Raw genomic sequence first — 20,512 nt, forward strand, 5'->3', positions numbered from 1 at the left:
GGCCATGACCGAGGGAGGTGCGATGAAACTACAGCCGAGTCGCGCCTCCTTCGGCTTTTAGGGATAAACGGAGGGCAGGGGCGCGATGGACGCTGGGGCGCGGGCAGCACTGCCAGCCGGTGGCAGTCTCTCGCCGGACGTCGCGGCCCAGCAGGCCGTCGGTGACGAGGCCCGTCCGCTCGGCGCCGCCCGGACGGCCAGCCACCGGCTCGCCCATCTCGCCCGGCGGGTCGCCTCGTCCCGCGGCGGCCAGATCCCGCCGGAGCTGCGCGGCATCGTCGAGGCGCACCGCGACTTCCACCCGAAGGCCGAGATCGGCGTGGTCATCCAGGCCTACCAGGCCGCCGAGCGGTACCACCACGGCCAGATGCGCCGCAGCGGAGACCCGTACATCGTCCATCCGCTGGGCGTCGCCGAGATCCTCGCCGAGCTCGGCGTCGACACCACGACGCTGATGGCGAGCCTGCTGCACGACACCGTCGAGGACACCGGGGCGACGCTCGACGGGCTGGCCGACGAGTTCGGCACCGAGGTCGCGAACCTGGTCGACGGCGTCACCAAGCTGGACAAGATGCGTTTCGGTGACGCCGCCGAGGCCGAGACGCTGCGCAAGCTGATCGTGGCGCTGGCCAAGGACTACCGGGTGCTGGTCATCAAGATCGCCGACCGGCTGCACAACATGCGCACCCTCGAGTTCATGTCGCCGCCGAAGCAGGCCAAGATCTCCCAGGTCACGCTGGAGATCCTCGCGCCGCTCGCGCACCGCCTCGGGGTCAGCGTGATCAAGCGTGAGCTGGAGGACCGGGCGTTCGCCGTCCTCGACCCGGACCAGTACCGCCGGACCCAGGAGCTCGTCGACGACCTGACCGCCGCCGAGCGGGAGAGCGGCCAGCTCGCGGCCGTCGTCGCCCGGCTGCGCGTCGGCCTCGCCGAGGCGAAGATCGACGGTACGGTGTCGGTCCGGCTCAGCCACCTGTTCTCGATCTACAAGCGGGCCCAGGACCGCGGCCGGCCGCCGCGGGACTACTACGACGTCGTCCGGGTGCTGGTCCTCGTCGAGGACGTCCGGGACTGCTACGCCGCCCTCGGCGTGATCCACGGCCTGTGGCGCCCGGTACCCGGCCGGCTGCGCGACTTCGTCGCGACTCCGAAGTTCAACATGTACCAGTCGCTGCACACCACGGTCACCGACAGCACCGGGCACGCCGTCGACATCCAGATCCGCACCCCGCAGATGCACCTGCTGGCCGAGACCGGCATCGTCGCCCGCCCGGTTGGCGAGGGCGCGGACGGTGCCCGGCTGGAGGGGCTGTCGTGGCTGCACAGCCTGCTGGACTGGGAGGGCGACGCGAAGGACCCCGGCGAGTTCCTGGAGTCGCTGTCGAGCGACCTGGACTCCGACGAGGTGCTGGCGTTCACCCCGAAGGGCAAGGCGATCGCGCTGCCGGCCCGGTCGTCGCCGGTCGACGTGGCCTACGCGGTGCACACCGACGTCGGCCACCGGGCGATCGGAGCCCGGGTCAACGGCCGTCTGGTGCCGTTGCACACGCGCCTGCGCAACGGTGACGTGGTCGAGATCCTCACCTCGAACCTGCCGCACGCCGGGCCGTCGGAGGACTGGCTGTCGTTCGTGAAGACGGCGCGGGCCCGGGTACGGATTCGCCGCCGCCTCGCCCGCGGCCGGCGCGAGCCGGTCGAGCCGGCCACCGGCACCCGGCCCAGCCCCGCGCCGGAGGCCGCCCTGTCGGAGGGCGCGGCGCCCGCGCGGCGCTCGGCCGAGACCGCGGCGGCCGCGGAGGTGAATACCACGGCACCGGAGGCGTCCGCCGACACGAGCGGCCAGCCGGATGGCGCCGCCCCAGCGGAACGCGCCGGCACACGCGAGCTGGCCGCGACCGATGCCGCCCCGACGGCCTCCACGGTCAGCCTCGGGGCCTCGGGTGCCGCCGGAGGCGAACCCGTGGTCAGCCTGTCCGCCGACCCGGCAGCGCCGGCCTCCGGGCCTCCCAGGGACGGTAGGGCGGTCGCGGACGGCCGTAGGACAGCCACGTCGTGCCTGGCCGCCGGGACGCCGTCGGTCGATGTCCGGGCCCAACTGGCCGAGCTCGGCGCGGCGGGTACGAGCCACGCGGCCCCCGCGACGACGGCCGCGCGGCTGGCCGCGGAAGCCGGTCCGGCCGTCGCCGGCGGGGCGGCGACGGCCCAGCTGGGAGCCGAGACCACGAGGCCACCGGCGCCGGGCGCCGGTGGGCGCCGGTCAAGGCCGGCCCCGGCCTCGGAGGTGGGCCGCCGACCGACACCGGCATGGGCCGGTGTGGCGTCGCTGGACGGGCGCCCGGATGCCCCGGTACGGATCGCCCGCTGCTGTCTTCCGCTGCCCGGCGACGAGCTCATCGGCTTCGTGACCCACCACGGCGCCCACCATCCGGCGGTGACGCTGCATCGCCAGGAGTGCGCGAACGCCCGGCCGGGCGGGACGGCGGGGCCGGTACGGGAGCCGGTCGGGGTCCTGCACTGGGACGTGCCGCTCGCGCACTCCTTCCCGGCGGAGATCGCCGTCGAGGCGTTCGACCGGTACGGCCTGCTCGCCGATATCACCGAGGTGCTCTCGGACACCGCCGCCGGCCTGCGCGCCGCGTCGACCTCGACCTCCGAGGACCGGGTCGCGCACGCCCGTTTCACCGTCGAGGTGACCGGGCCGCGCCAGCTCGACGAGGTGCTGGCCGCCGTCCGCGGGGTCGGCGGCGTCTACGACTGTTATCGAGCCTGTCAGACGGCCTCGTAGTCCTGGTCCGGCGCGCGGTTGACGGACCGGGCATTGTCTGGAAGCGACGGCTCCCCCGCGCGGCTCGGCGCAATTGCATATGCACGGGCGAAATGCGGATCGGCGCGGCGCGCGGAGCCCGCCCGGAGCGGGCGCGCATTGTCTGAGAGGTCTGAATTCCCGGTACCGGAAACGGGATTCCGGCTACCGGCCGGGCGCAGACCGGGCGAACATCAGGCCAAGCCGCCTGTGGGCGAGCTGACGAGCCGCGCGATGATTCGCGCGGCGGGGCGGTTCGGGCGGAACTCAGGCGAGTACGCGCAGCTGCTCGTCGAGGTCGCGCACCGGCTGCGAGGACTGCCACGGCACCAGCCGTTCACGAACCCGCTGCACCCGGGCGAAGCCGAGCGAGAAGTCCGTCTGCGCGACGACGGCCAGCGCGTCGGCGGCGAACCGGCAGGCGGCGTCGATGTCGCGCCGGGCCAGGTGCACGTCGGCGATGTCGCCGAGCAGCAGCGAGCGCTTCTTGGTCGCCGCCGGGCCGGCGGCCCGCAGCGCCTCGGTCGCGGCGGCGTAGGCCGCGGTCGGCCGGCGCAGCCGCGTGAACGTGGTCACCCGCAGGCCGTCGAGCCGGCCGCGGTCGAAGAACCCGGTCCAGACCCGGTCGCTCGGCTCCGCCTTGTCGAACGACTCCTGAGCTCGGTCCAGCGCGGCCATGGCGGCCCGGCCGTCGCCGCGCGCGGCCTGCTCCTCGGCCTCCCGGGCGGCCAGCCAGGCCCTGGTGAGCGGGCTCGCGCTCGCGCCGAGCCGGCGCTGCGCCTCGGCCAGCAGCGCGCAGGCCTGGTCGTGCCGGCCGACGCCGCCCGGCTGGTAGCTCTCGTAGCCGAGCACACAGGCCCACAGGGCGGGGTCGTCGGCCTCCCGGGCCGCCTCGATGGCCACCCGGTAGTAGGCCAGAGCCGAGGCGTTGTCGCCCAGGTCGAACGCGAGCCAGCCGGCCAGCGCCGCCGTCTCGCCCGCGGTGCTGGCGAGCTGGCGGCGGGCCGGCGTGCGGGTCGTCGACTCGAGCAGTTGGGCGAGCGTGGCGAGGTGGCGGGTGACCCGGCCCATCAGGGTGCGCGCGGGTACCCGTTCCTCCAGGCCGAAGAGGCCGGCGGTGTGCTGGGAGAGCTGGTGGGCCAGCTCCGGAGTGGCCGGGCTGCGCTGGCGCAGCGCGGCGGACAGCCGGTCCCACGGCGGCTCGTCGCTCGCGCCGGCGGCAGTCGTGACCACCGCGGCGACCGGCACGGCGCCGCCACCAGCCGCCACCACGCGCAGGAACTCGCGCCCCTCAGCCGGAATACCGCGCAGTTCCGTCGCCTCGTCCGTGCCCAGGACGCGAGGCGCAATGGCGTCGACCAAATTTCCAGGAGCGCCGGAGAGAAGATTTCCGGCCAAGGATTCCACGCCATCGAGAATGGACGGGAAAGCGCTCGGAATTCCGATCGCCGCCATTCCCGTCATCGGGTCGTCCTCGATGAAACCGAGTTCGGCGGACGAGCGGTGGAAAAGCGCGCGCAGGAGCCGCTGGTAACGCAGGCTTGGCTTCTTGTCGCCCTTCTCCCACTTGCAGATCATGTTTCCGGTGACGCCGGCCTCGCGGCCCTCATGCAGTACCGCGAAGCGGCGCAGCTCGACGGCGAGGCGTTCCTGTGACCACCCCTTCTCCTCCCGGCACAGCCGCAGCCGGCCGTTCGGCGTCCGGCACGGGCCGGAGCCGGGGGCGAGGTCCACGTCGGCCGGGGGCCTGGCCGGAGGTGGGGTGTGACCAGCGCCACTGCCGCCGACGCCGCGGGAGTGGGTGGTGGAACGGCCGTGGTCGCCGGTGGCGCCGGCCAGGCCGCGGCGCGGTGACGCCGTCGCCGGACGGATCGCGCCCGCGCGCGCCGCCGCCCCGAGCGATGTCGGCATGGCCAACCTCCAGTCAGCGCTGCTCCGCCGCTTTCCGCTGAACGCGTCCGTGTATTCAGCGCCGGCCGCGGTGACGGGCATCGGAATCCGTGCTGACTCCGGCCCGACCCAGGCTGGCGGCGAAGGGTGACAGGGATCAGGGTAGCCGGTCGCTGTGACGGTTATGGGCGGTCCCCCAACGCGCTTGTTCACCGTCCGTGCAGAGCTGGGTCTGTCGGAACGGAAGGTGGCAGCTCGTGCGGTCGCCCAAAACTCGTAACGTGCTCTGAGGGTGGCGGCAGGTAACCGCAGGTGCATCGGGACGTGCAACTGGTCGCCACAACGGCCGTGCCCCCTACCGTGCGGATCTGGCATGACCGCTCACCGGTGCCCGGGAAGCCGCACATCGCGATCACGGGTTCGGAATTGTTGTGCGTCACATGTGTCTGCATTGGCCTAACGAAGGAGCGGGTGGGTGGTGCGGGGCGGCGGATCGCCCGGCGGCGCGCGGCCGGGCGGATGGGCCAACGGGGCCGGTTGTCGGTGCTGCCTCATAGAGTCAGCAACCGTGAGCGTCAGCCCCCAACAACTTCGCCCGCACCAGCTCGGCGCCCCGCTGGTTCCTGCCCCAAGCCCCGCCGCCCGCCCGCTGCGGGCCTGGCAGCGAGCGGCGCTCGACCGTTACCGCGCCGCCTCGGGAGCCGGCGGCCGCGATTTCCTCGCGGTCGCGACGCCGGGCGCCGGAAAGACGACCTTCGCTCTGACTGTGGCCGCTGAACTGTTGGCCGCGGGCATTGTGACGGCGGTCTCGGTGGTCGCGCCGACCGAGCACCTCAAGCGGCAGTGGGCGGACGCTGCGACCGGCCTCGGCATCTCGCTCGACCCGAACTTCCGGAACTCGGCTGGCGCGACGTCACGCGACTACACCGGCGTGGCGCTCACCTACGCCCAGGTCGCCGCGCACCCCGCGCTGCACCTGGCCCGCACCAAGGCCCGCCGCACACTCGTCATCCTCGACGAGGTGCACCACGCGGGCGACGCCCTGTCGTGGGGCGAGGCGGTCCGGGAGGCCTTCGGCCCGGCCACCCGCCGGCTCGCCCTCACCGGTACGCCCTTCCGCTCGGACGTCAACCCGATCCCGTTCGTCACCTATCTCCCCGGTGCCGACGGGGTGACCCGCAGCGTCTCCGACTCGTCCTACGGCTACGCCGAGGCGCTGCGGGACGGCGTCGTCCGCCCGGTGATCTTCCTGGCGTACTCCGGCGAGATGAGCTGGCGGACCAGCGCGGGGGCGGAGCTGACGGCCCGGCTCGGCGAGCCGCTGACGACCGAGCAGACGGCCCACGCCTGGCGCACCGCGCTGGACCCGAAGGGCAACTGGATGCCGGCCGTCCTCGCCGCCGCGGACACCAGGCTGTCCCAGGTGCGCCGGGGCGGCATGCCGGACGCGGGCGGTCTGGTGATCGCCAGCGACCATGCCAACGCCCGCGCCTACGCGGCGCTGCTGCGCCGGATCAGCAATACCGAGCCGACGGTTGTGCTGTCGGACGACCCGACCGCGTCCGACCGGATCGAGGCGTTCCGGCGCTCCGACGCCCGGTGGATGGTCGCCGTCCGGATGGTCTCGGAGGGCGTGGACGTGCCGCGGCTCGCGGTCGGCGTCTACGCCACGTCGGTCGCGACGCCGCTGTTCTTCGCCCAGGCCGTCGGCCGGTTCGTCCGTGGCCGCGGCCGGGCCGAGACGGCGTCGGTGTTCCTGCCCAGTGTCCCGGTGCTGCTGGACCTCGCCGGCCAGATGGAGGTGCAGCGCGACCACGCGCTGGACAAGCCGCTGCGCGAGCCGGAGGGGTTCGACGACGACGCGCTGCGCGAGGCCAACCGGCGCCGCGACACCGCGGACAAGCCGGACTCGCCCTTCACCGCCCTCGAATCGAGCGCGGAGCTGGACCGGGTCATCTTCGACGGCGGCGAGTTCGGCGCGCCGGCCGCCGCGGGCTCCGCGGAGGAGGAGGACTTCCTCGGGCTGCCGGGCCTGCTGGAGCCCGACCAGGTCGCGACGCTGCTGCGCCAACGCCAGGCGTCCCAGCTCGCCGCCGAGCGCGGTCGCAAGGCGAAGGCCGCGCGGCAGGCCGAGGCCGCCGGTCCGGTGCCCGCCCAGGCCGGCCCGCAGCCGGTCGAGGAAGGCCGTCCGGTCCACGAGGTGATCGGCGACCTGCGCCGCGAGCTCAACCGGCTGGTCGCGGCGAACAACCACCGCACCGGCCGCCCGCACGGCATGATTCACGCCGAGCTCCGCCGGGCCTGCGGCGGGCCGCCGAGCGGACAGGCCACCGCCGCCCAGCTGCAGGCCCGGATCGACACGCTCCGCAAGTGGAACTCCTAGCGGTCGCTCCCGCCGCTCTCGGGCCTGGGAAACGCCATGGGGCTGGTCCGCGCTGGAAGGCGCGGACCAGCCCCACTGGCATGGTCAGCCGGTCAGCCGGTCAGCCGGTCAGCCGGTCGGGCTGGCGGTTGCCTTGGCCGTCGCGGACGCGGTCGTCGCCGGCGTGCTGGCCGCGGACGAGGTCGCGGTCGCCGTGGCTGCCGGCGGCTGCTCCTGGTCGATCGTGATCGACGTGATCTGTGGCTTGCTGACCGGCGCGCCGTCATCGCCGCCCTCGACCACACCCGGCCCGGTGATCTTGTCGAGCACGTCGAGGCCCTTGGTGATCTGTCCGAAGACGGTGTAGCCGCCGGCCAGGGCCTGTGCGCCCTGCTCGCTCGGGCTGGCGTAGTTGATGAAGAACTGGCTGCCGTTCGTGTCAGCCCCCGCGTTCGCCATCGCGAGCACGCCGCGGTTGTAGTTCACACCCGAGGTGTTCTCGTTCTTGTACTTGAAGCCGGGCGTGCCCTGGCCCGAAGCGGTCGGGTCGCCGCACTGCAGGACGAAGATGCCGGCCTCGGGCCCGTAGGTCTCCCGATGGCAGGTCGTGTTGTCGAAGTACTTCGACTGCGCCAGCTGATAGAGCGCGTGCACGGTGCACGGGGCCTTGGCCGGGTCGAGGGTGGCGACCATCGTGCCGTAGTTGGTGTTGATGGTCATCGTCGCCGGCTTGGTGGAAACCGTCGGCGCGGACGGCGGCATGGCGGCGTTCTTGGCCACGGTGCCCGAGGTGTCCTTCGTGTAGACGCAGTCGCCGACCTTGGTCGTCACCGCGGGGGTCGCGCTCGCGCTCGGGGTCGCGCTCGCGCTCGGGGTCGCGCTGGCGCTCGCGGTGGTGCTGCCGCCGCCGCCCACGGTCAGCACGATGGCCACGACGGTGCCCGCGACGACGACCGCCACGATCGCCGCGGTGATCGCGAGGAGGCGCTGCCGGCGGCGGCGGATCGCGTGGCGGCGCTCCGCCTGGCGCTGCGCGCGTGCCATCTCGATCTCGCGCCGCCGCCGCGTCTTCGAATTGCTCACCGACCGGGCCTCCCTGCCCTCCACGCATCAACAGACCGTGCTCGCCCGCGATCTCCCAAAGGCCCGCCGACGCCGGGCCCAGCTTTGTGAGCGCGGCTGGGTGTTGCCTTGGAGTCGGCTTAGCGAAACCTGTGGAGGCGCTGGGTCCCGCTCACGCCCGGACCGCTCGCCGCGCTGCCGCTCCCCGGATGGCCGCCGCGTTCGCCCGGTCCGGCGCTCGCGCCCCGAACCTACCCGGTGGCGGATCCGACGGATTCAGAGACTGTCGCGCCCGCCGAGGTAAGGGCGCAGCACCTCTGGCACGGCCAGTGTGGCGTCGGCCCGCTGGAAGTTCTCCAGCACCGCGGCGAGCAGCCGCGGGGTCGCGACAGCGGTGTTGTTCAGCGTGTAGGCGAAGTGAATCTGGCCGTCCGGGGTCCGGTAGCGCAGGTTGGCCCGCCGGGCCTGCCAGTCCTTCAGCGACGAGCAGCTGTGCGTCTCCCGGTACATCCCGAGCGACGGGAACCAGGTGTTGATGTCGTTCATCCGGTACTTGCCGACGCCCATGTCGCCGGTGGAGCACTCGACGACCTCGTAGGCCAGGCCCAGCGCCTGGAGGATCCCTTCGGCGGTGGCCAGCAGCTCGGCGTGCCAGCGGTCCGACTCGGCCAGGTCGTCCGCGCACACCACGAACTGCTCGACCTTCTCGAACTGGTGGACGCGCAGCAGCCCGCGCACGTCGCGGCTCGCGCTGCCGATCTCGCGGCGGAAGCAGGTGGAGATCCCCGCGTAGCGGATCGGCAGCCGCGCGGCGTCGAGGATCTCGCCCGAGTGCAGGCCGACCAGCGCCACCTCGGCGGTGCCGGCGAGGTACGCGTCGTCGGCCGGGATCTCGTAGATCTCGGCGCGGCCCTTGGGCAGCATGCCGGTGCCGACCAGCGGTGCCTCCTTGACCAGGACCGGCACCGACATCAGCTGGAAGTCCCGGCCGCGCAGCACGTCGAGGGCGTAGGAGTGCAGCGCCCGCTCCAGCAGGACCAGGTCGCCGCACAGCGCGTAGGCGCGCTCGCCGGCGACGCGGCGGGCCCGGGCGAACTCGGCCCAGCCACGCTTCTCGGCCAGGTCGACGTGGTCGAGCGTCTCGAAGTCGAACGTCGGCGGGGTGCCCCAGGTGCGCACCACCGTGTTGGCCGACTCGTCCGGCCCGACCGGCGCGCCCTCCCACGGGATGGTCGGCGTCGCGAGCATCAGCTCGGTCAGCCGCTCGTTCGTGGCGGCCTGCTGCTCGGCCAGCCTCTTGAGCTCGGCGTCGGTGTCGGCGCTCTGGGCGCGCAGCTCTTCCTTGCGCGCCGCGTCGGCCTTGGCGAACTCCTTGGCGGACGACTTGCGGCGGGACAGCGCCTGGTCCTTCGCGAACTGCAGCTCGCGGTTTTCCTGGTCGAGCTTGAGCAGCTCGTCGACGTCGAGATCGAGCCCCTTGACGCGCACCGCCTGCTTCACCACGTCCGGGTTGTCCCGGATGAAGCGCTTGTCGAGCATGGAGTCCCGTCGTTCCTGATTGGAGTCTGTCCGGCCGGCCCTGCCCTGAGGCAGGCCTGCTCTCGTCGGAGACGGGCGCGCGCTGGCCTGAGGCGGGTCGTCACCGGCGTGGCGGCCGTCGACCGTTCGCTATTGGGCGGTCGACGGTCACGCTACCAGCAGGCCGGCCCCCGCCGGCCGCCGCGACGCCGGCCAGAACCGGCGTCCAGCTGAACGGTCTGGCGGATCGCCTCAGGGCACTCGTGCCGGTCACCGCCGACGGCCGACAGACCCAACGCAGCGCAACCCAGTCATCGACCAGAGACGTGCGTCCGCCTCGGCACTTCAGCGGTGTCCCCGCTCCAGGTTGGGGAGGGTGCCCAGCGCCCCACCCAGGCGGGCGGCCGAAGGGCGCTCAGCGCCCGGTCCCGGCCGGCCGCCGCCTGGATGCGCAGCAGGGCGCCAGCGGCGACGGCCAGCCGGCGCGGTGTGCCGACCGCGACGCGGCGGTCCAGCACCTGATAGTCGGCTTTCTCGATCTCGTCGAGGATGCCGCCGTAGAGGCGCGCCGCGGTCCGCACGCAGTCCCGTGACGTCGGGTGCAGCAGCCGAACCCCCGGCGCGGCGGCCCGCAGGATCTCCTTGGCCCGGCCGACCTCGTGGCGCAGCAGCCGGCGTACCGCGCCGTCGACCACCCCGGTCGCCAGCCGTTCCCGGGTGACACCGAAGAGCTCCATCGACTCCCGCGGCAGGTAGACCCGGCCGCGGCGCAGATCCTCGCCGACGTCGCGCAGGAAGTTGATCAGCTGGAAGGCGGTGCCGAGGTCCCCGGCGTAGGGCGCCGCCGCGGCCGAGCTTGGCTCCAGGACCGGCAGCATCTGCAGGCCGATGACGGTGCCCGAGCCGTACACGTAGGTCATCAGGTCATCGAAGGTGTCATAGCCGGTGACGGCCAGGTCCATCGCCATCGACGCCAGGAAGGCCTCGAAGTGCCCCAGCGGGATGTCCCAGCGGCGAATGGTGTGGAGCACGGCCGGCAGCACCGACACGTCGGACACGTACAGCGGCGGGGTCAGTGCTTCGTGGCCACCGTCGGGCTCGGGGCCGTCGCCCGCGCCGGTCCCTCCCGCCGGGCCGCCCCGGCGCAGCGCGTCGACCAGCCGGCCGCCCCAGTCGGCCAGCCACGCGGCCCGCTCGGGGGCCGGCAGCTGTGAGTCGAGGCTGTCGACGATGTCGTCCGCGTACCGGGCGAACCCGTAGAGCGCGTGCACATACGGCCGTTTCCACGCCGGCAGCAGCAGCGTGGCCAGGTAGTACGTGCGGCCGTGCTCGGCGTTGAGGCGCCGCGCCGCCGCGTAGGAGCGGCGTAGCTCCGGGTCGGCGGCGATCGCGGCCAGCTCGGCCTCGCCACCCCGGGCAGCTGTGGTCACAGCGCTTGAGAGTACGACGGCCGGTTTACGCCAGGACGGCCGATCCGTGCCGTTCAGGGGAGCCGTCGGGAGAACGCCAGCGAGAGCGCGGCCGCGGCGAGCCCGAGCCCGAGGCTGGTCGCGACGAACTGGTCGGTGATCTCGCGGAACTCCTTGCGGTAGCCGATCGAGCTGCCGAGGCCCTTGTAGATCGAGGTCAGCTCGTCCCCCGAGGTCGCCCGGTGATGGGAGCCACCGGTCTGCTCGGCGATCTGGCTGAGCGCCGGTTCGTTCACCGGGACCGGGATCAGCTGGCCGCCGACGTCGAGCGTGCCGTTGGGAGTGCCGTAGGCGATCGTGCTGACCGGGATGTGCGCGTCCTTGGCGGCCTGTGCGGCCTGGCTGTTCGGCCGGCCGCGGGTGGTCTCGCCGTCGGAGAGCAGCACGATCGCGGCCGGCGGCACCGCCTGTCCGCTGTTCACGAACTGGCTGCTGACCGTGTTGATCGCCGTCAGGCCGGCGTAGATCCCCTCGCCGATCGCGGTCGCCGGGCCCAGCTGCAGGCCGTTGATACCGGCCTTGACCGCGTCCCGGTCGGTGGTCGGCGGGACCAGCACCGCGGCGGTGCCGGAGAACGAGACCAGCCCGAGGTTGATCTTCGGTGGGAGCTGGTCGACGAACGCCTGCGCGCCCTGCTTGGCCGCGGCCAGCCGGCTGGGGGAGATGTCGGTGGCCGCCATCGAGTTCGACACGTCGATCGCCAGCACGATCGTGGCCCGCTCCCGCGGGACCAGCTCGGTCCTGGCCGGGCGGGCAAGCGCGAGCACCATACCGGTCAGCGACAGCAGCAGCAGCGCGGCCGGCACGTGCCGGCGCCACCACCGGGGCCGGATCGGCAGCACCGAGGACAACATCGACGCGGAGGCCAGCCGGGCCGCGTACCGCGCCCGGCGCAGCGAGGTGACGATGTGCGCGGCGAGCAGCGCCGCGACGGCCAGCAGCAGCCACAGCCAGTGTGTGGACAGGAAGGTCATGACGGCCCGCCTCGGGTCGCGTTCGTCCCGGGCCTGGCGCGCGACCCGGGGTGCGGCGGTGCCGTCGGCGCGGGGTGGGGCCTGGGCGGCTTCCCGGCCGGCGGCCGGCCGGGGACGCCGCGAGATCCGGCGGAGCGCAGCGCCACCTTCCCGCGGCGGTTCGCCGCAGCGTACCGGGCGATCTCGATCAGCCAGTCGCTGTCGGTCCGCAGCCGCAGGTGTGCGGCGCCGGCGCCGCGCAGCGCCGCGGCGACCTCGTCGCGGTGGCGCGCCGCGGCCTGCTCGTAGCGGGCCCGGAAGCGGCGCGAGTGGGTCGGCAGGTCGAACAGGGCGCCGGTCTCCGGGTCGACGACCGCCAGCGGGCCGACGTTCGGCAACGACAGCTCCAGCGGGTCGATGACCTCGATCGCGAGCACGTCGTGCCGGCCGGCCAGTGCCCGCAGCGGACGTTCCCACCGCAGGTCGACCGACAGGAAGTCGGACACCACGACCACCAGGCCGCGCCGACGGGGCGGCCGGCGCAGCGACTCGATCGCCTTCGCCAGATCGGTTCCAGCCGTGGCCGGTGGGGCCGACCGGCCCCCCGTGCGCGGCGGCGGCTCGGCCGCGGTCCCGATCGTCAGCAGGCTGCGCAGCAGGGCCCGCAGGCCGGCCCGTCCCGGGCGCGCCGGGATCATCCGGGTGCCGGCGTCGGTGAGCGCGACCGCGCCCATCCGGTTGCCGGTCCGCGCGGTCAGGAACCCGACCGCCCCGGTCGCCGCGATCGCGAGGTCCCGCTTCTCGCACCGGGCGCTGCCGAAACGCTGGCTGCTGGTCAGGTCCACCAGCGCCCAGGTCTCCAGCTCCCGGTCGGCGATGAGGTCATGCACGTGGGGGACCGTGGTGCGGGCGGTGACCGCCCAGTCCATCCGGCGCACGTCGTCGCCGAACTGGTACTCGCGGCTCTCCGCCTTCTCGCTGCCCTGGCCGGGCAGCAGGCCGAGATAGTCGCCGAGCAGCAGCCCGTCGAGCCGGCGCAGCACGGTCAGCTCCAGGTGGCGGAGGGTCCGCTCGACGACCGGGTCGGTGGCCCGCACGTGCTGGCCGGCCCCGTGGGTCTGGCCGGCCCTGTCAGCCCCCGGCCCCGGGCTCATGCCGGCCGTTCCTCGTCGTACTCGGGGAAGCCGGACCTGACATTCGGCGCCCAGCGGCCCCGGGGGCCGATCGGGAAGGCCCCGTTGCCCTGCCGGGGCGCCACCTGCGGCGCCGGCACCCCGGCGACCACGCGGGCGGCGATCTCGTCGTTGGACAGCCCGTCGGCGAGCGCGTCGTAGGAAAGCACGAGCCGGTGCGGGAGCACGTCGAGGGCGACCGCGCGCACGTCGTCGGGCACCGTGTAGTCGCGGCCGCGCAGCAGCGCCAGCGCCCGCGCGGCGGCGACCAGACCGAGCGAAGCCCGCGGCGACGCCCCGTAGGTGAGCAGACCGGCCAGGTCGGGCAGGCCGTGCTCGGCCGGGTCGCGGCTGGCCAGCACCAGCCGGACGGCGTACTCGATGATCGCATGGTGGACGAAGACCTCGTCCGCCCGTTCCTGCAGCCGCACCAGCGTCAGCGGGTCGAGCACCCGGTCGGCGTGGGGTGGCCGGACCCCCATCCGCCGGACGATCTCCAGCTCCTCGCCGGCCGTCGGGTACGGGACGTTGACCTTCATCAGGAAGCGGTCGCGCTGCGCCTCCGGCAGCGGGTAGACGCCCTCGGACTCGATCGGGTTCTGCGTGGCCAGCACCAGGAACGGCACCGGCAGCCGATGGGTCACCCCGCCGAGCGAGACCTGCTTCTCGGACATGACCTCCAGCAGCGCCGACTGGACCTTCGCCGGCGCGCGGTTGATCTCGTCCGCGAGCACGAAGTTCGCGAAGATCGGCCCGAGCTCGATGTCGAACGTCTCCCGGCTGGCCCGGTACACCCGGGTGCCGACGATGTCGGAGGGCACCAGGTCGTTGGTGAACTGGATGCGCACGAAGCTGCCGCCCACGACGTCCGCCAGCGTCTGCACGGCGAGCGTCTTGGCCACGCCCGGCACGCCTTCCAGCAGGCAGTGGCCGCGCGCCAGCAACGCGACCAGCATCCGTTCGACCATGTGGTCCTGGCCGACGATGACCTTCTTCACCTCGAACAGTGCGCGTTCGAGCAACGCGGCGTCGCTGGTCGTGTCCGGTGCCGCGAGCACCTCCGGCCCTTCTTCCATGGCCGCATTCTCCCAGCCTCGCGGGGAGACCGGCGCGGAAAACCGAGGCTCGGCCACGGTCGTCCGGTTTGTTTACGGTTCCTTAAGGCGGTTACGGTTTCCTGAGGCGGTTACGGACACTGCCGCCCGGGCCGGGCACGCAGCGTCGGCCGTCGGCCGGGCCGACCACCCGTTCCGCGGCGAGTCGCCCCGATATGAGCACCATCGGCACCCCTACGCCTGGACGGGTGCCACTGCCGGTGAACACCACATTTTCCAGGCCTGGCACCAGGTTGCCTGGCCGAAATGGGCCGGTCTGCCGGAAGGTGTGCGCCGCCGCGAACGGCGCGCCGGCCGCGAGGCCGCGGGCCAGCCAGTCCGCCGGCGTCGTCGTCGACTCGACCGCGACCGTGGCCCCGAAATCCCTGTAGCCGTGGCGTTCCAGGGTCGCGACCACCTCGTCGCGATAGCGCGGGCCAATGACGGACCAGTCGAGTTCGGCCCCGGCGACCGCATTGGGCGTGGGGAACAGGACATGAAAAGCATGCCCCCCGGCGGGCGCGAGCGCCGCCTGCGTCATCGACGGGACACTGACCAGGAATGACGGGTCGCTCATCAGCTCACCACGGTCGATGATCTCACTGAACGTGCGTCGCCAGGCCGTGCCGAAATGGATCGTGTGGTGCGCCGCGTCCAGCCGGTCCGCGTCCGGGTGCGCGTGCGCGCCCGCGCCGGCCAGCAGGAGGAAACACGACGGCGAGTAACGCAGCCGGGCCACCCGGCGCGGTGTCACCGCGGGCGGCAGCAACTCCCGGTAGGCGGTCGGCAGGTCCGGGTTGAGCACCACGACGTCGGCGGCGATCCGCTCACCGGTGGCGGTGCGCACCGCCACCGCCCGGCCGCCGCGCACCTCGACCTCGGTCACCGCGGTGCCGTAGCGGAACGTCGCCCCGTGCTTGGCCGCGGCGGCGGCCATCGCGACCGGCACCGCGTGCAGGCCGCCCTCGGCGTGGAACACGCCGGCGACCGAGTCCATGTAGGAGATCACCGCGTAGACGCCCAGCGCCTGGTGCGGGGCGAGGCCGGCGTACATCGCCTGGAACGAGAAGAGCCGCCGGGTGCGCGGGTCGCGCAGGTGGCTCCCCACCAGTCGGTCGAGCCGGCGGAAGGCGCCGAGGGCCGCCAGCCGGGCGAGCGACGGGCGCAGCAGGCCCAGTGGCGAGTCGAGCTGGGCGTCGATGAAGTCGTGCAGCTCGGCGCGGTAGATCGTCGTCACCGTGTCGACGAACCGCCGGTAGCCCGCGGCCTCGGCCGGGCCGCAGAGCGCCGCGATGCCGGCGGCGGTCGCCTCCGGGTCGGCGCGCACGTCCAGCGCCGAGCCGTCGGCGAACCGGGCCCGGTACATCGGGTCGAGCGGGCGCAGCGTGACCCAGTCGGCGAGGTCCTCGTTGGCCGCGGCGAACGCGTCCGCGAGCAGGTCCGGCATGGTGAGCACCGTCGGTCCGGTGTCGAACTGGTAGCCGCCGGCCCGCCACACCCCGGCCCGCCCGCCCGGCCCGTCGGCGCGTTCCAGCACGGTCACCCGCCGGCCGGCCCCGGCCAGCCGGAGCGCGGCCGCCAGGCCACCCAGCCCGGCGCCGACGACCACCACGTGGTCCGTCGGCCCCGTCACCGTCCGCACATCGGATCCTTCCCCGTCCAGCCCCCGCCGGGGCCAGGTATGCGCCCGGCGGCGCGGCGCCGGGTACGGTGCGTGCGTCCGCCCGGTCCGTCCTGCCTGGAGTAGCCGCCGTGTCCCATGTCACCGTCTCCGACGTGTTCGCGGTGGCCGTCTGCCTCGTCCTGCTGGCCGCCGCGCTGGGCGGGATGTGGCTGCTGCTGCGCCCGCCGCTGACCGCCGTGCGCACCGTCGAGGGTGTCCGCGCGATCGAGGTGCGACTGGCGGACGGCCGGGTCGAGATCGGCGAGGACGAACGGACCGACACGCGTGTCGACCTGACGGTACGTCGCCGGGTCGGGCGGACGGTGCCCCGGCTGGTCATGGCCGGCGGCACGCTGCGCCTGGACGGCGAGACCAGCGAGGCCCGGCTGCGGCTGCGGCTACCGCCCGCCACGCCGGCCCGGGTGGAGCTGCGCGCCGGCGAGGTCAGCCTTTGGGGGTCGGCCGGCGACCTGGAGCTGCTCACCGAGACCGCGACGATCGCCGGCCGGGAGCTGTCCGGCCGGCACGTCACCGCGCGCAGCGAGACCGGCGACGTCAACCTGCACTTCACCGGGGCGCCGGAGCGGCTGGCGATCGCCGGCGGGCCGGGCACGGTCACCGTCGTGCTGCCGGACGGCCGGTACGCCGTCGAGGTGGAGTCCGCCGACCCGTCGAACATTCCCGACGTCGACGTGCCCACCGACCCGGCGGCCCCGCATGCCGTCCTGGTGCGCAGCGACGGCGGCCGAGTCCGAATCGCCGGTGCCGTCGCCGGGGGCGCCCTGCCCATCTGACGGCTACCTGTTCCGGCTACCCTCGCCGTATGACAGCGGTAGGAAGCGCGCCGGCCACACCCGAGCGGGCGCGAACCAGGTCAGTGAAGGACTTCCTGGCCGCGGGCGAGATCTCCTACTCGTTCGAGTTCTTCCCGCCGAAGACCGAGGACGGCGAGCGGGCCCTCTGGCAGGCGCTGCGCGAGATCGAGGCGCTGCACCCGTCCTTCGTCTCGGTCACCTACGGCGCGGGCGGCTCGACCCGGGACGGCACGATCCGGGTCACCGAGCGAATCGCGTCGGAGACGACGCTGACCCCGATCGGGCACCTGACCGCCGTCAACCACTCCGTCGCCGAGCTGCGCCAGGTGATCGGCAGCTATGCCGGCGGTGGGGTGCACAACGTGATGGCGCTGCGCGGGGACCCACCGGGCAACCCGCAGGGGGAATGGGCCGCCCACCCGGAGGGGCTGCGCTACTCCAGCGAGCTCGTCGAGCTGGTGAAGTCGCTCGGTGACTTCTGCGTCGGCGTCGCCGCGTTCCCGGACAAGCACCCCCGCTCGCCGGACTTCGACAGCGACGCGGACTTCCTGGCGCGCAAGTTCGACGCGGGCGCGGACTACGCGATCACCCAGTTCTTCTTCGGTGCCGACGACTACTTCCGGCTGGTCGAGCGGGTGCGCGCCCGTGGCTGCGAGGCGCCGATCATCCCGGGCATCATGCCGGTGACCAACGTGGCGCAGATCGAGCGGATGGCGCTGCTCTCCGGCGCGGACCTGCCTGCCGCCCTCGTCTCGCGGCTGCGGGCCGTCGCCGACGACCCCAAGGCGGTCCGGGAGATCGGCATCGAGGTCGCCACCGACCTGTCCGAGCGGCTGCTCGCCGGCGGAGCGCCGGGGCTGCACTTCATCACGCTCAACCGCTCCAGCGCGACGCGCGAGATCTGCCAGGCCGTGCGCACCAGTCGCGCCCAGCCCTCCTAGACGGGGGCCCGGGACCCGGGGGTGCCTGGCTGGCCGCGCCAGCGGACAGCCGGGGGCTGTGTCCTCCGGGGCGGTATCTAGGGGGCGACCGCGGGAAGCTGGCTCAAGGTCAGCGAGCAGGGTTCGCCCACCTCCGCCTCCTAATCCTGGTCCTCGTAGGCGTCGAACACGCACAGTAGCCATTCGTCGCGCAGTGGCTGCTCGCGGACCAGGGCGAAGCCGGCATCGTTGGCGGCGTCGACGACGGCCATGACCAGGCCCAGGTCGAGCGAGCCGAAGACGGGCGTGATCTTGACAGCCAGCATCACCTGGTCACGGCGGGTGCTGAAGAACTCGGCCGGGTCAAGGTCGTCCATGCTGTCGACGACGCCCGAAATCTGCTCGCTCACGCGGGGGACTCTACGGGGAGGCGACGGTGCGGCGTAGGCGTACCCCCCTGCCGGGACGGGACGACTACCTGCGTGCGTGGTCCGTCACCCATGGTGGGTACGACCCCGCGACCGGCGGTGTGCTCGTCCGCTGCTGGCTGGGCCTGACCTGTCTGCTCGCCCGGCCGCTCGCGGCCCTGGGAGTGGCGCCGGCGGCGGTGACGGTCGTCGCGGCGGGCCTGCCGGCGCTCGCGCTGGCGCCGGCCGCCGCCGGCGGGCGCTGGCCGCTGGTCGCCGCGGCGATCGTGCTCGCCAGCGCCGTGCTGGACAGCCTCGACGGCGCGGTCGCGATCCTGCGGGACCGGGTCAGCCCCACCGGCTTCGTGCTCGACTCGGTGGCCGACCGGGTTGCCGACGTCCTTTACCTGGTCGCGCTGTGGCTGCTGGGGGCGCCTGGACCGCTGGCCGTCGCGGCCGGAGCCGGCTCGTTCCTGCTGGAGTACACCAGGGCTCGGGCCGGCAACGCCGGCTTCGGCGAGATCGGTGTCGTCACGGTGGGGGAGCGGCCGACCCGGGTGATCGTCGTCGTCGCCGGGCTGCTCGCGGCGGGGGTGTTCCCGGCGCTGCGGGAGCCGGCGGCGGCCGTGGCGACGACGGCCGTCCTCGCGGTCGCCGCGGTCGGCCTCGGCCAGCTCGCCGTCGTGCTGCGGCGGGTCCTGCGGGGACGGTGAGGCCGGCCGCCGGGGCGGGGATCAGGCCGGGCCGACGAGGTCGGCGACGATCCTGGCGGACAGGGTGACCAGCGGCAGACCACCGCCGGGGTGGCTGGATCCGCCGACGAGGAACAGCCCAGGCACCGCCGTCCGGTTCGGCGGGCGTAGGAACGCCGCCCGGACGCCGTTGGACGACGAGCCGTAGATCGAGCCCCCCGGCGCGCCGGTGCGCCGCTCCAGGTCGGCCGGGGTGACCGTCTCGTACCAGCGCAGCCGGTCGCGGACCTCAAGGCCGCGCGCGGCCATCAGGTCCAGGACCCGGGCCGCGTAGGAGGCGGCGAGGCCCGGGCGGTCCCAGTCGACGCCGGCCCGGCCCGGCCCTGGGTCGTGCGGTGGCGCGTTCACCAGAACGAACCAGGCCGCGCAGCCGGGTGGGGCGAGCGTCGGGTCGGTGGGCGCGGATACGTAGACGGTCGGGTCGGTTGGCAGCCGGCCGCGGAAGACCGCGTCGAACTCGGCGTCATAGTTGGCCGGGAAAAGCACCGTGTGGTGAGCGGCAGGAAGGACGCCTGCGCGTCCGCCTGTCGCTTCACAGGTCGGGCGCCCCAGCGCCCGACCTGCCTGATTCGGGGCCGGGCCTGAGTCCTGGGGTTCATGCTGGTTCGCGGTCGTGGCGGTCGTGGCGGTCGTGGCGGTCGTGGCGGTCGTGGGGGGTGTGGCGGGGCCGAGGGCTAGGAGGAGGGCGAAGCCGGACAGGGACGGGGTCGGCCGGGGGGTCAGCCAGCGGCCGGGGCGGCCCGCCGCCGAGCCGGCGAGCAGGCCGCCGTACACCGTCGCCGCGTCCGCGTTGGCGACCACGACGTCGGCCGGCAGCCGGCCGCCGTCGGCGAGGATCACGCCGTCGACCCGGCCACCGGAGGTGCGGGAGATCGTCATGACCGGGGTGTCGAGCCGGATCTCGGCCTTGCGCTCGCGTGCTCGCGCCGCGATCGCCGCGCCGAGCTGGTGGAGGCCGCCGGGCACGTACCAGCCGCCGTACCGCCGCTCGATGTGCGCGATCACGGCGAGCGCGGCCGGCGCGCGGCGTGGGTCGGAGCCGGTGTAGGTCGCGTACCGCTCGACGACCATCCGCAGCCGGTCATCGCCGAGATACCGCGCCGCCACGCCCCGCAGCGTCCGGCCGGCGGCCACCGCGCCGATGCCGCCGGGGTGGGCACCGGCCAGCCGCAGCAGCCGGCCGGCCGACATCGGGCGGGACAGAAACGTGTCCCGGGTGATCTCCCAGACCTTCGCGGCATGTGCGTCGAAGCGGGCCCACTCGGCACCCGCGCCCGGGTGGAGCGTGTCGTCGAGCTCGGCGCGCAGGTCATCGTCGCCGGCCCGGGCGGCGAAACCGGAGCCGTCGGCGAACCGGTAGGTGGCGATTGGGTCGAGGCGGCGCAGCGGGACGCTGTCGGCCAGCACGGCGCCGGTCGCGGTGAACAGCTCCTCGAAGACCTCGGGCATGGTCAGCAGCGACGGCCCGGTGTCGAACGAGAACCCGTCCCGCGAGTACCAGCCGAGCTTGCCGCCGAGCTGGGGTGCCTGCTCGCACACCGTGACCACATGTCCGGCGGCCGCGAGCCGAGCAGCCGCGGCGAGCCCACCGACACCCGCGCCCACCACCACGATCCTCGCCACCCGGCGACT

General features: G+C 73.8%; 15 protein-coding genes. 5 read left to right on the forward strand and 10 right to left on the reverse strand.

Translation table 11 applies throughout. The features are described from left to right. The first annotated feature begins 85 nt into the window (after nt 1–85). The gene (locus FRADC12_RS23720) at nt 86–2,785 is read left to right on the forward strand and encodes a RelA/SpoT family protein (RefSeq protein ID WP_045878285.1); all 2,700 of its coding nucleotides are present in this window, start codon (nt 86–88) and stop codon (nt 2,783–2,785) included. A gap of 285 nt (nt 2,786–3,070) precedes the next feature. On the opposite strand, the gene FRADC12_RS23725 is transcribed toward FRADC12_RS23720, so the two are convergent. Next, nucleotides 3,071–4,714 (reverse strand): helix-turn-helix transcriptional regulator, encoded by a 1,644-nt coding sequence (locus FRADC12_RS23725; RefSeq protein ID WP_045880124.1) that lies wholly within the window; start codon nt 4,712–4,714, stop codon nt 3,071–3,073. Nucleotides 4,715–5,261: 547 nt separating this feature from the next. Here FRADC12_RS23725 and FRADC12_RS23730 point away from each other — a divergent pair. Further along, nucleotides 5,262–7,076, forward strand: coding sequence for a DEAD/DEAH box helicase (locus FRADC12_RS23730; RefSeq protein ID WP_502685282.1), 1,815 nt, complete (start codon nt 5,262–5,264; stop codon nt 7,074–7,076). Nucleotides 7,077–7,184: 108 nt separating this feature from the next. Here the strand turns inward: FRADC12_RS23730 and FRADC12_RS23735 are convergent, their stop codons facing one another. The 7 genes from FRADC12_RS23735 to crtI form a co-directional block, all read right to left on the reverse strand. Then, nucleotides 7,185–8,138 (reverse strand): peptidylprolyl isomerase, encoded by a 954-nt coding sequence (locus FRADC12_RS23735; protein ID WP_045880126.1) that lies wholly within the window; start codon nt 8,136–8,138, stop codon nt 7,185–7,187. Nucleotides 8,139–8,393: 255 nt separating this feature from the next. After that, nucleotides 8,394–9,656: a serine--tRNA ligase gene (serS, locus tag FRADC12_RS23740; protein WP_045878286.1), complete on the reverse strand. Its 1,263-nt coding sequence runs from the start codon at nt 9,654–9,656 to the stop codon at nt 8,394–8,396. 290 nt (nt 9,657–9,946) lie between these two features. Next, nucleotides 9,947–11,065, reverse strand: a complete 1,119-nt coding sequence (locus FRADC12_RS23745; protein ID WP_084011142.1) for a phytoene/squalene synthase family protein — start codon at nt 11,063–11,065, stop codon at nt 9,947–9,949. A 53-nt stretch (nt 11,066–11,118) separates the two neighbouring features. Next, entirely contained in the window at nt 11,119–12,078 is a 960-nt protein-coding gene (locus FRADC12_RS23750; RefSeq protein ID WP_045878287.1) for a VWA domain-containing protein, read from the reverse strand. Next, entirely contained in the window at nt 12,075–13,211 is a 1,137-nt protein-coding gene (locus FRADC12_RS23755; protein WP_232303998.1) for a DUF58 domain-containing protein, read from the reverse strand. Before FRADC12_RS23755 ends, FRADC12_RS23750 begins: the two co-directional genes overlap by 4 nt. Then, nucleotides 13,208–14,305, reverse strand: coding sequence for an AAA family ATPase (locus FRADC12_RS23760; protein ID WP_045878288.1), 1,098 nt, complete (start codon nt 14,303–14,305; stop codon nt 13,208–13,210). Before FRADC12_RS23760 ends, FRADC12_RS23755 begins: the two co-directional genes overlap by 4 nt. Nucleotides 14,306–14,396: 91 nt before the next feature. Next, nucleotides 14,397–15,965 (reverse strand): phytoene desaturase family protein, encoded by a 1,569-nt coding sequence (gene crtI / locus FRADC12_RS23765; RefSeq protein WP_045878289.1) that lies wholly within the window; start codon nt 15,963–15,965, stop codon nt 14,397–14,399. Nucleotides 15,966–16,075: 110 nt separating this feature from the next. Here crtI and FRADC12_RS23770 point away from each other — a divergent pair, with 110 nt between their 5' ends. Together FRADC12_RS23770 and metF are read left to right on the forward strand one after the other, a co-directional pair. Continuing rightward, nucleotides 16,076–16,780 (forward strand): hypothetical protein, encoded by a 705-nt coding sequence (locus tag FRADC12_RS23770; protein ID WP_045878290.1) that lies wholly within the window; start codon nt 16,076–16,078, stop codon nt 16,778–16,780. Between the two features lie 29 nt (nt 16,781–16,809). After that, the gene (metF, locus tag FRADC12_RS23775) at nt 16,810–17,742 is read left to right on the forward strand and encodes a methylenetetrahydrofolate reductase [NAD(P)H] (RefSeq protein WP_045878291.1); all 933 of its coding nucleotides are present in this window, start codon (nt 16,810–16,812) and stop codon (nt 17,740–17,742) included. A gap of 140 nt (nt 17,743–17,882) precedes the next feature. Here metF and FRADC12_RS23780 read toward each other — a convergent pair whose 3' ends face one another. Further along, complete coding sequence (locus FRADC12_RS23780) at nt 17,883–18,131, reverse strand: hypothetical protein (protein ID WP_198153022.1); 249 nt, start codon at nt 18,129–18,131, stop codon at nt 17,883–17,885. A gap of 26 nt (nt 18,132–18,157) precedes the next feature. Here FRADC12_RS23780 and FRADC12_RS23785 point away from each other — a divergent pair, with 26 nt between their 5' ends. After that, on the forward strand, nt 18,158–18,841 hold the full coding sequence (locus tag FRADC12_RS23785; RefSeq protein WP_052711117.1) for a CDP-alcohol phosphatidyltransferase family protein: 684 nt from the start codon (nt 18,158–18,160) through the stop codon (nt 18,839–18,841). A 21-nt stretch (nt 18,842–18,862) separates the two neighbouring features. On the opposite strand, the gene FRADC12_RS33435 is transcribed toward FRADC12_RS23785, so the two are convergent. Further along, entirely contained in the window at nt 18,863–20,503 is a 1,641-nt protein-coding gene (locus FRADC12_RS33435) for a phytoene desaturase family protein (protein ID WP_045878292.1), read from the reverse strand. Between the last annotated feature and the right edge of the window lie 9 nt (nt 20,504–20,512).

The sequence above is a fragment of the Pseudofrankia sp. DC12 genome, assembly GCF_000966285.1.
Lineage (GTDB): Bacteria > Actinomycetota > Actinomycetes > Frankiales > Frankiaceae > Pseudofrankia.

Excerpts from the sequence above, each read along its gene's own strand:
- FRADC12_RS23720 (WP_045878285.1), top strand. The coding sequence starts at position 86 with ATGGACGCTGGGGCGCGGGCAGCACTGCCAGCCGGTGGCAGTCTCTCG.
- FRADC12_RS23725 (WP_045880124.1), bottom strand. The coding sequence starts at position 4,714 with ATGCCGACATCGCTCGGGGCGGCGGCGCGCGCGGGCGCGATCCGTCCG.
- serS (WP_045878286.1), bottom strand. The coding sequence starts at position 9,656 with ATGCTCGACAAGCGCTTCATCCGGGACAACCCGGACGTGGTGAAGCAG.
- FRADC12_RS23750 (WP_045878287.1), bottom strand. The coding sequence starts at position 12,078 with ATGACCTTCCTGTCCACACACTGGCTGTGGCTGCTGCTGGCCGTCGCG.
- FRADC12_RS23755 (WP_232303998.1), bottom strand. The coding sequence starts at position 13,211 with ATGAGCCCGGGGCCGGGGGCTGACAGGGCCGGCCAGACCCACGGGGCC.
- FRADC12_RS23760 (WP_045878288.1), bottom strand. The coding sequence starts at position 14,305 with ATGGAAGAAGGGCCGGAGGTGCTCGCGGCACCGGACACGACCAGCGAC.
- metF (WP_045878291.1), top strand. The coding sequence starts at position 16,810 with ATGACAGCGGTAGGAAGCGCGCCGGCCACACCCGAGCGGGCGCGAACC.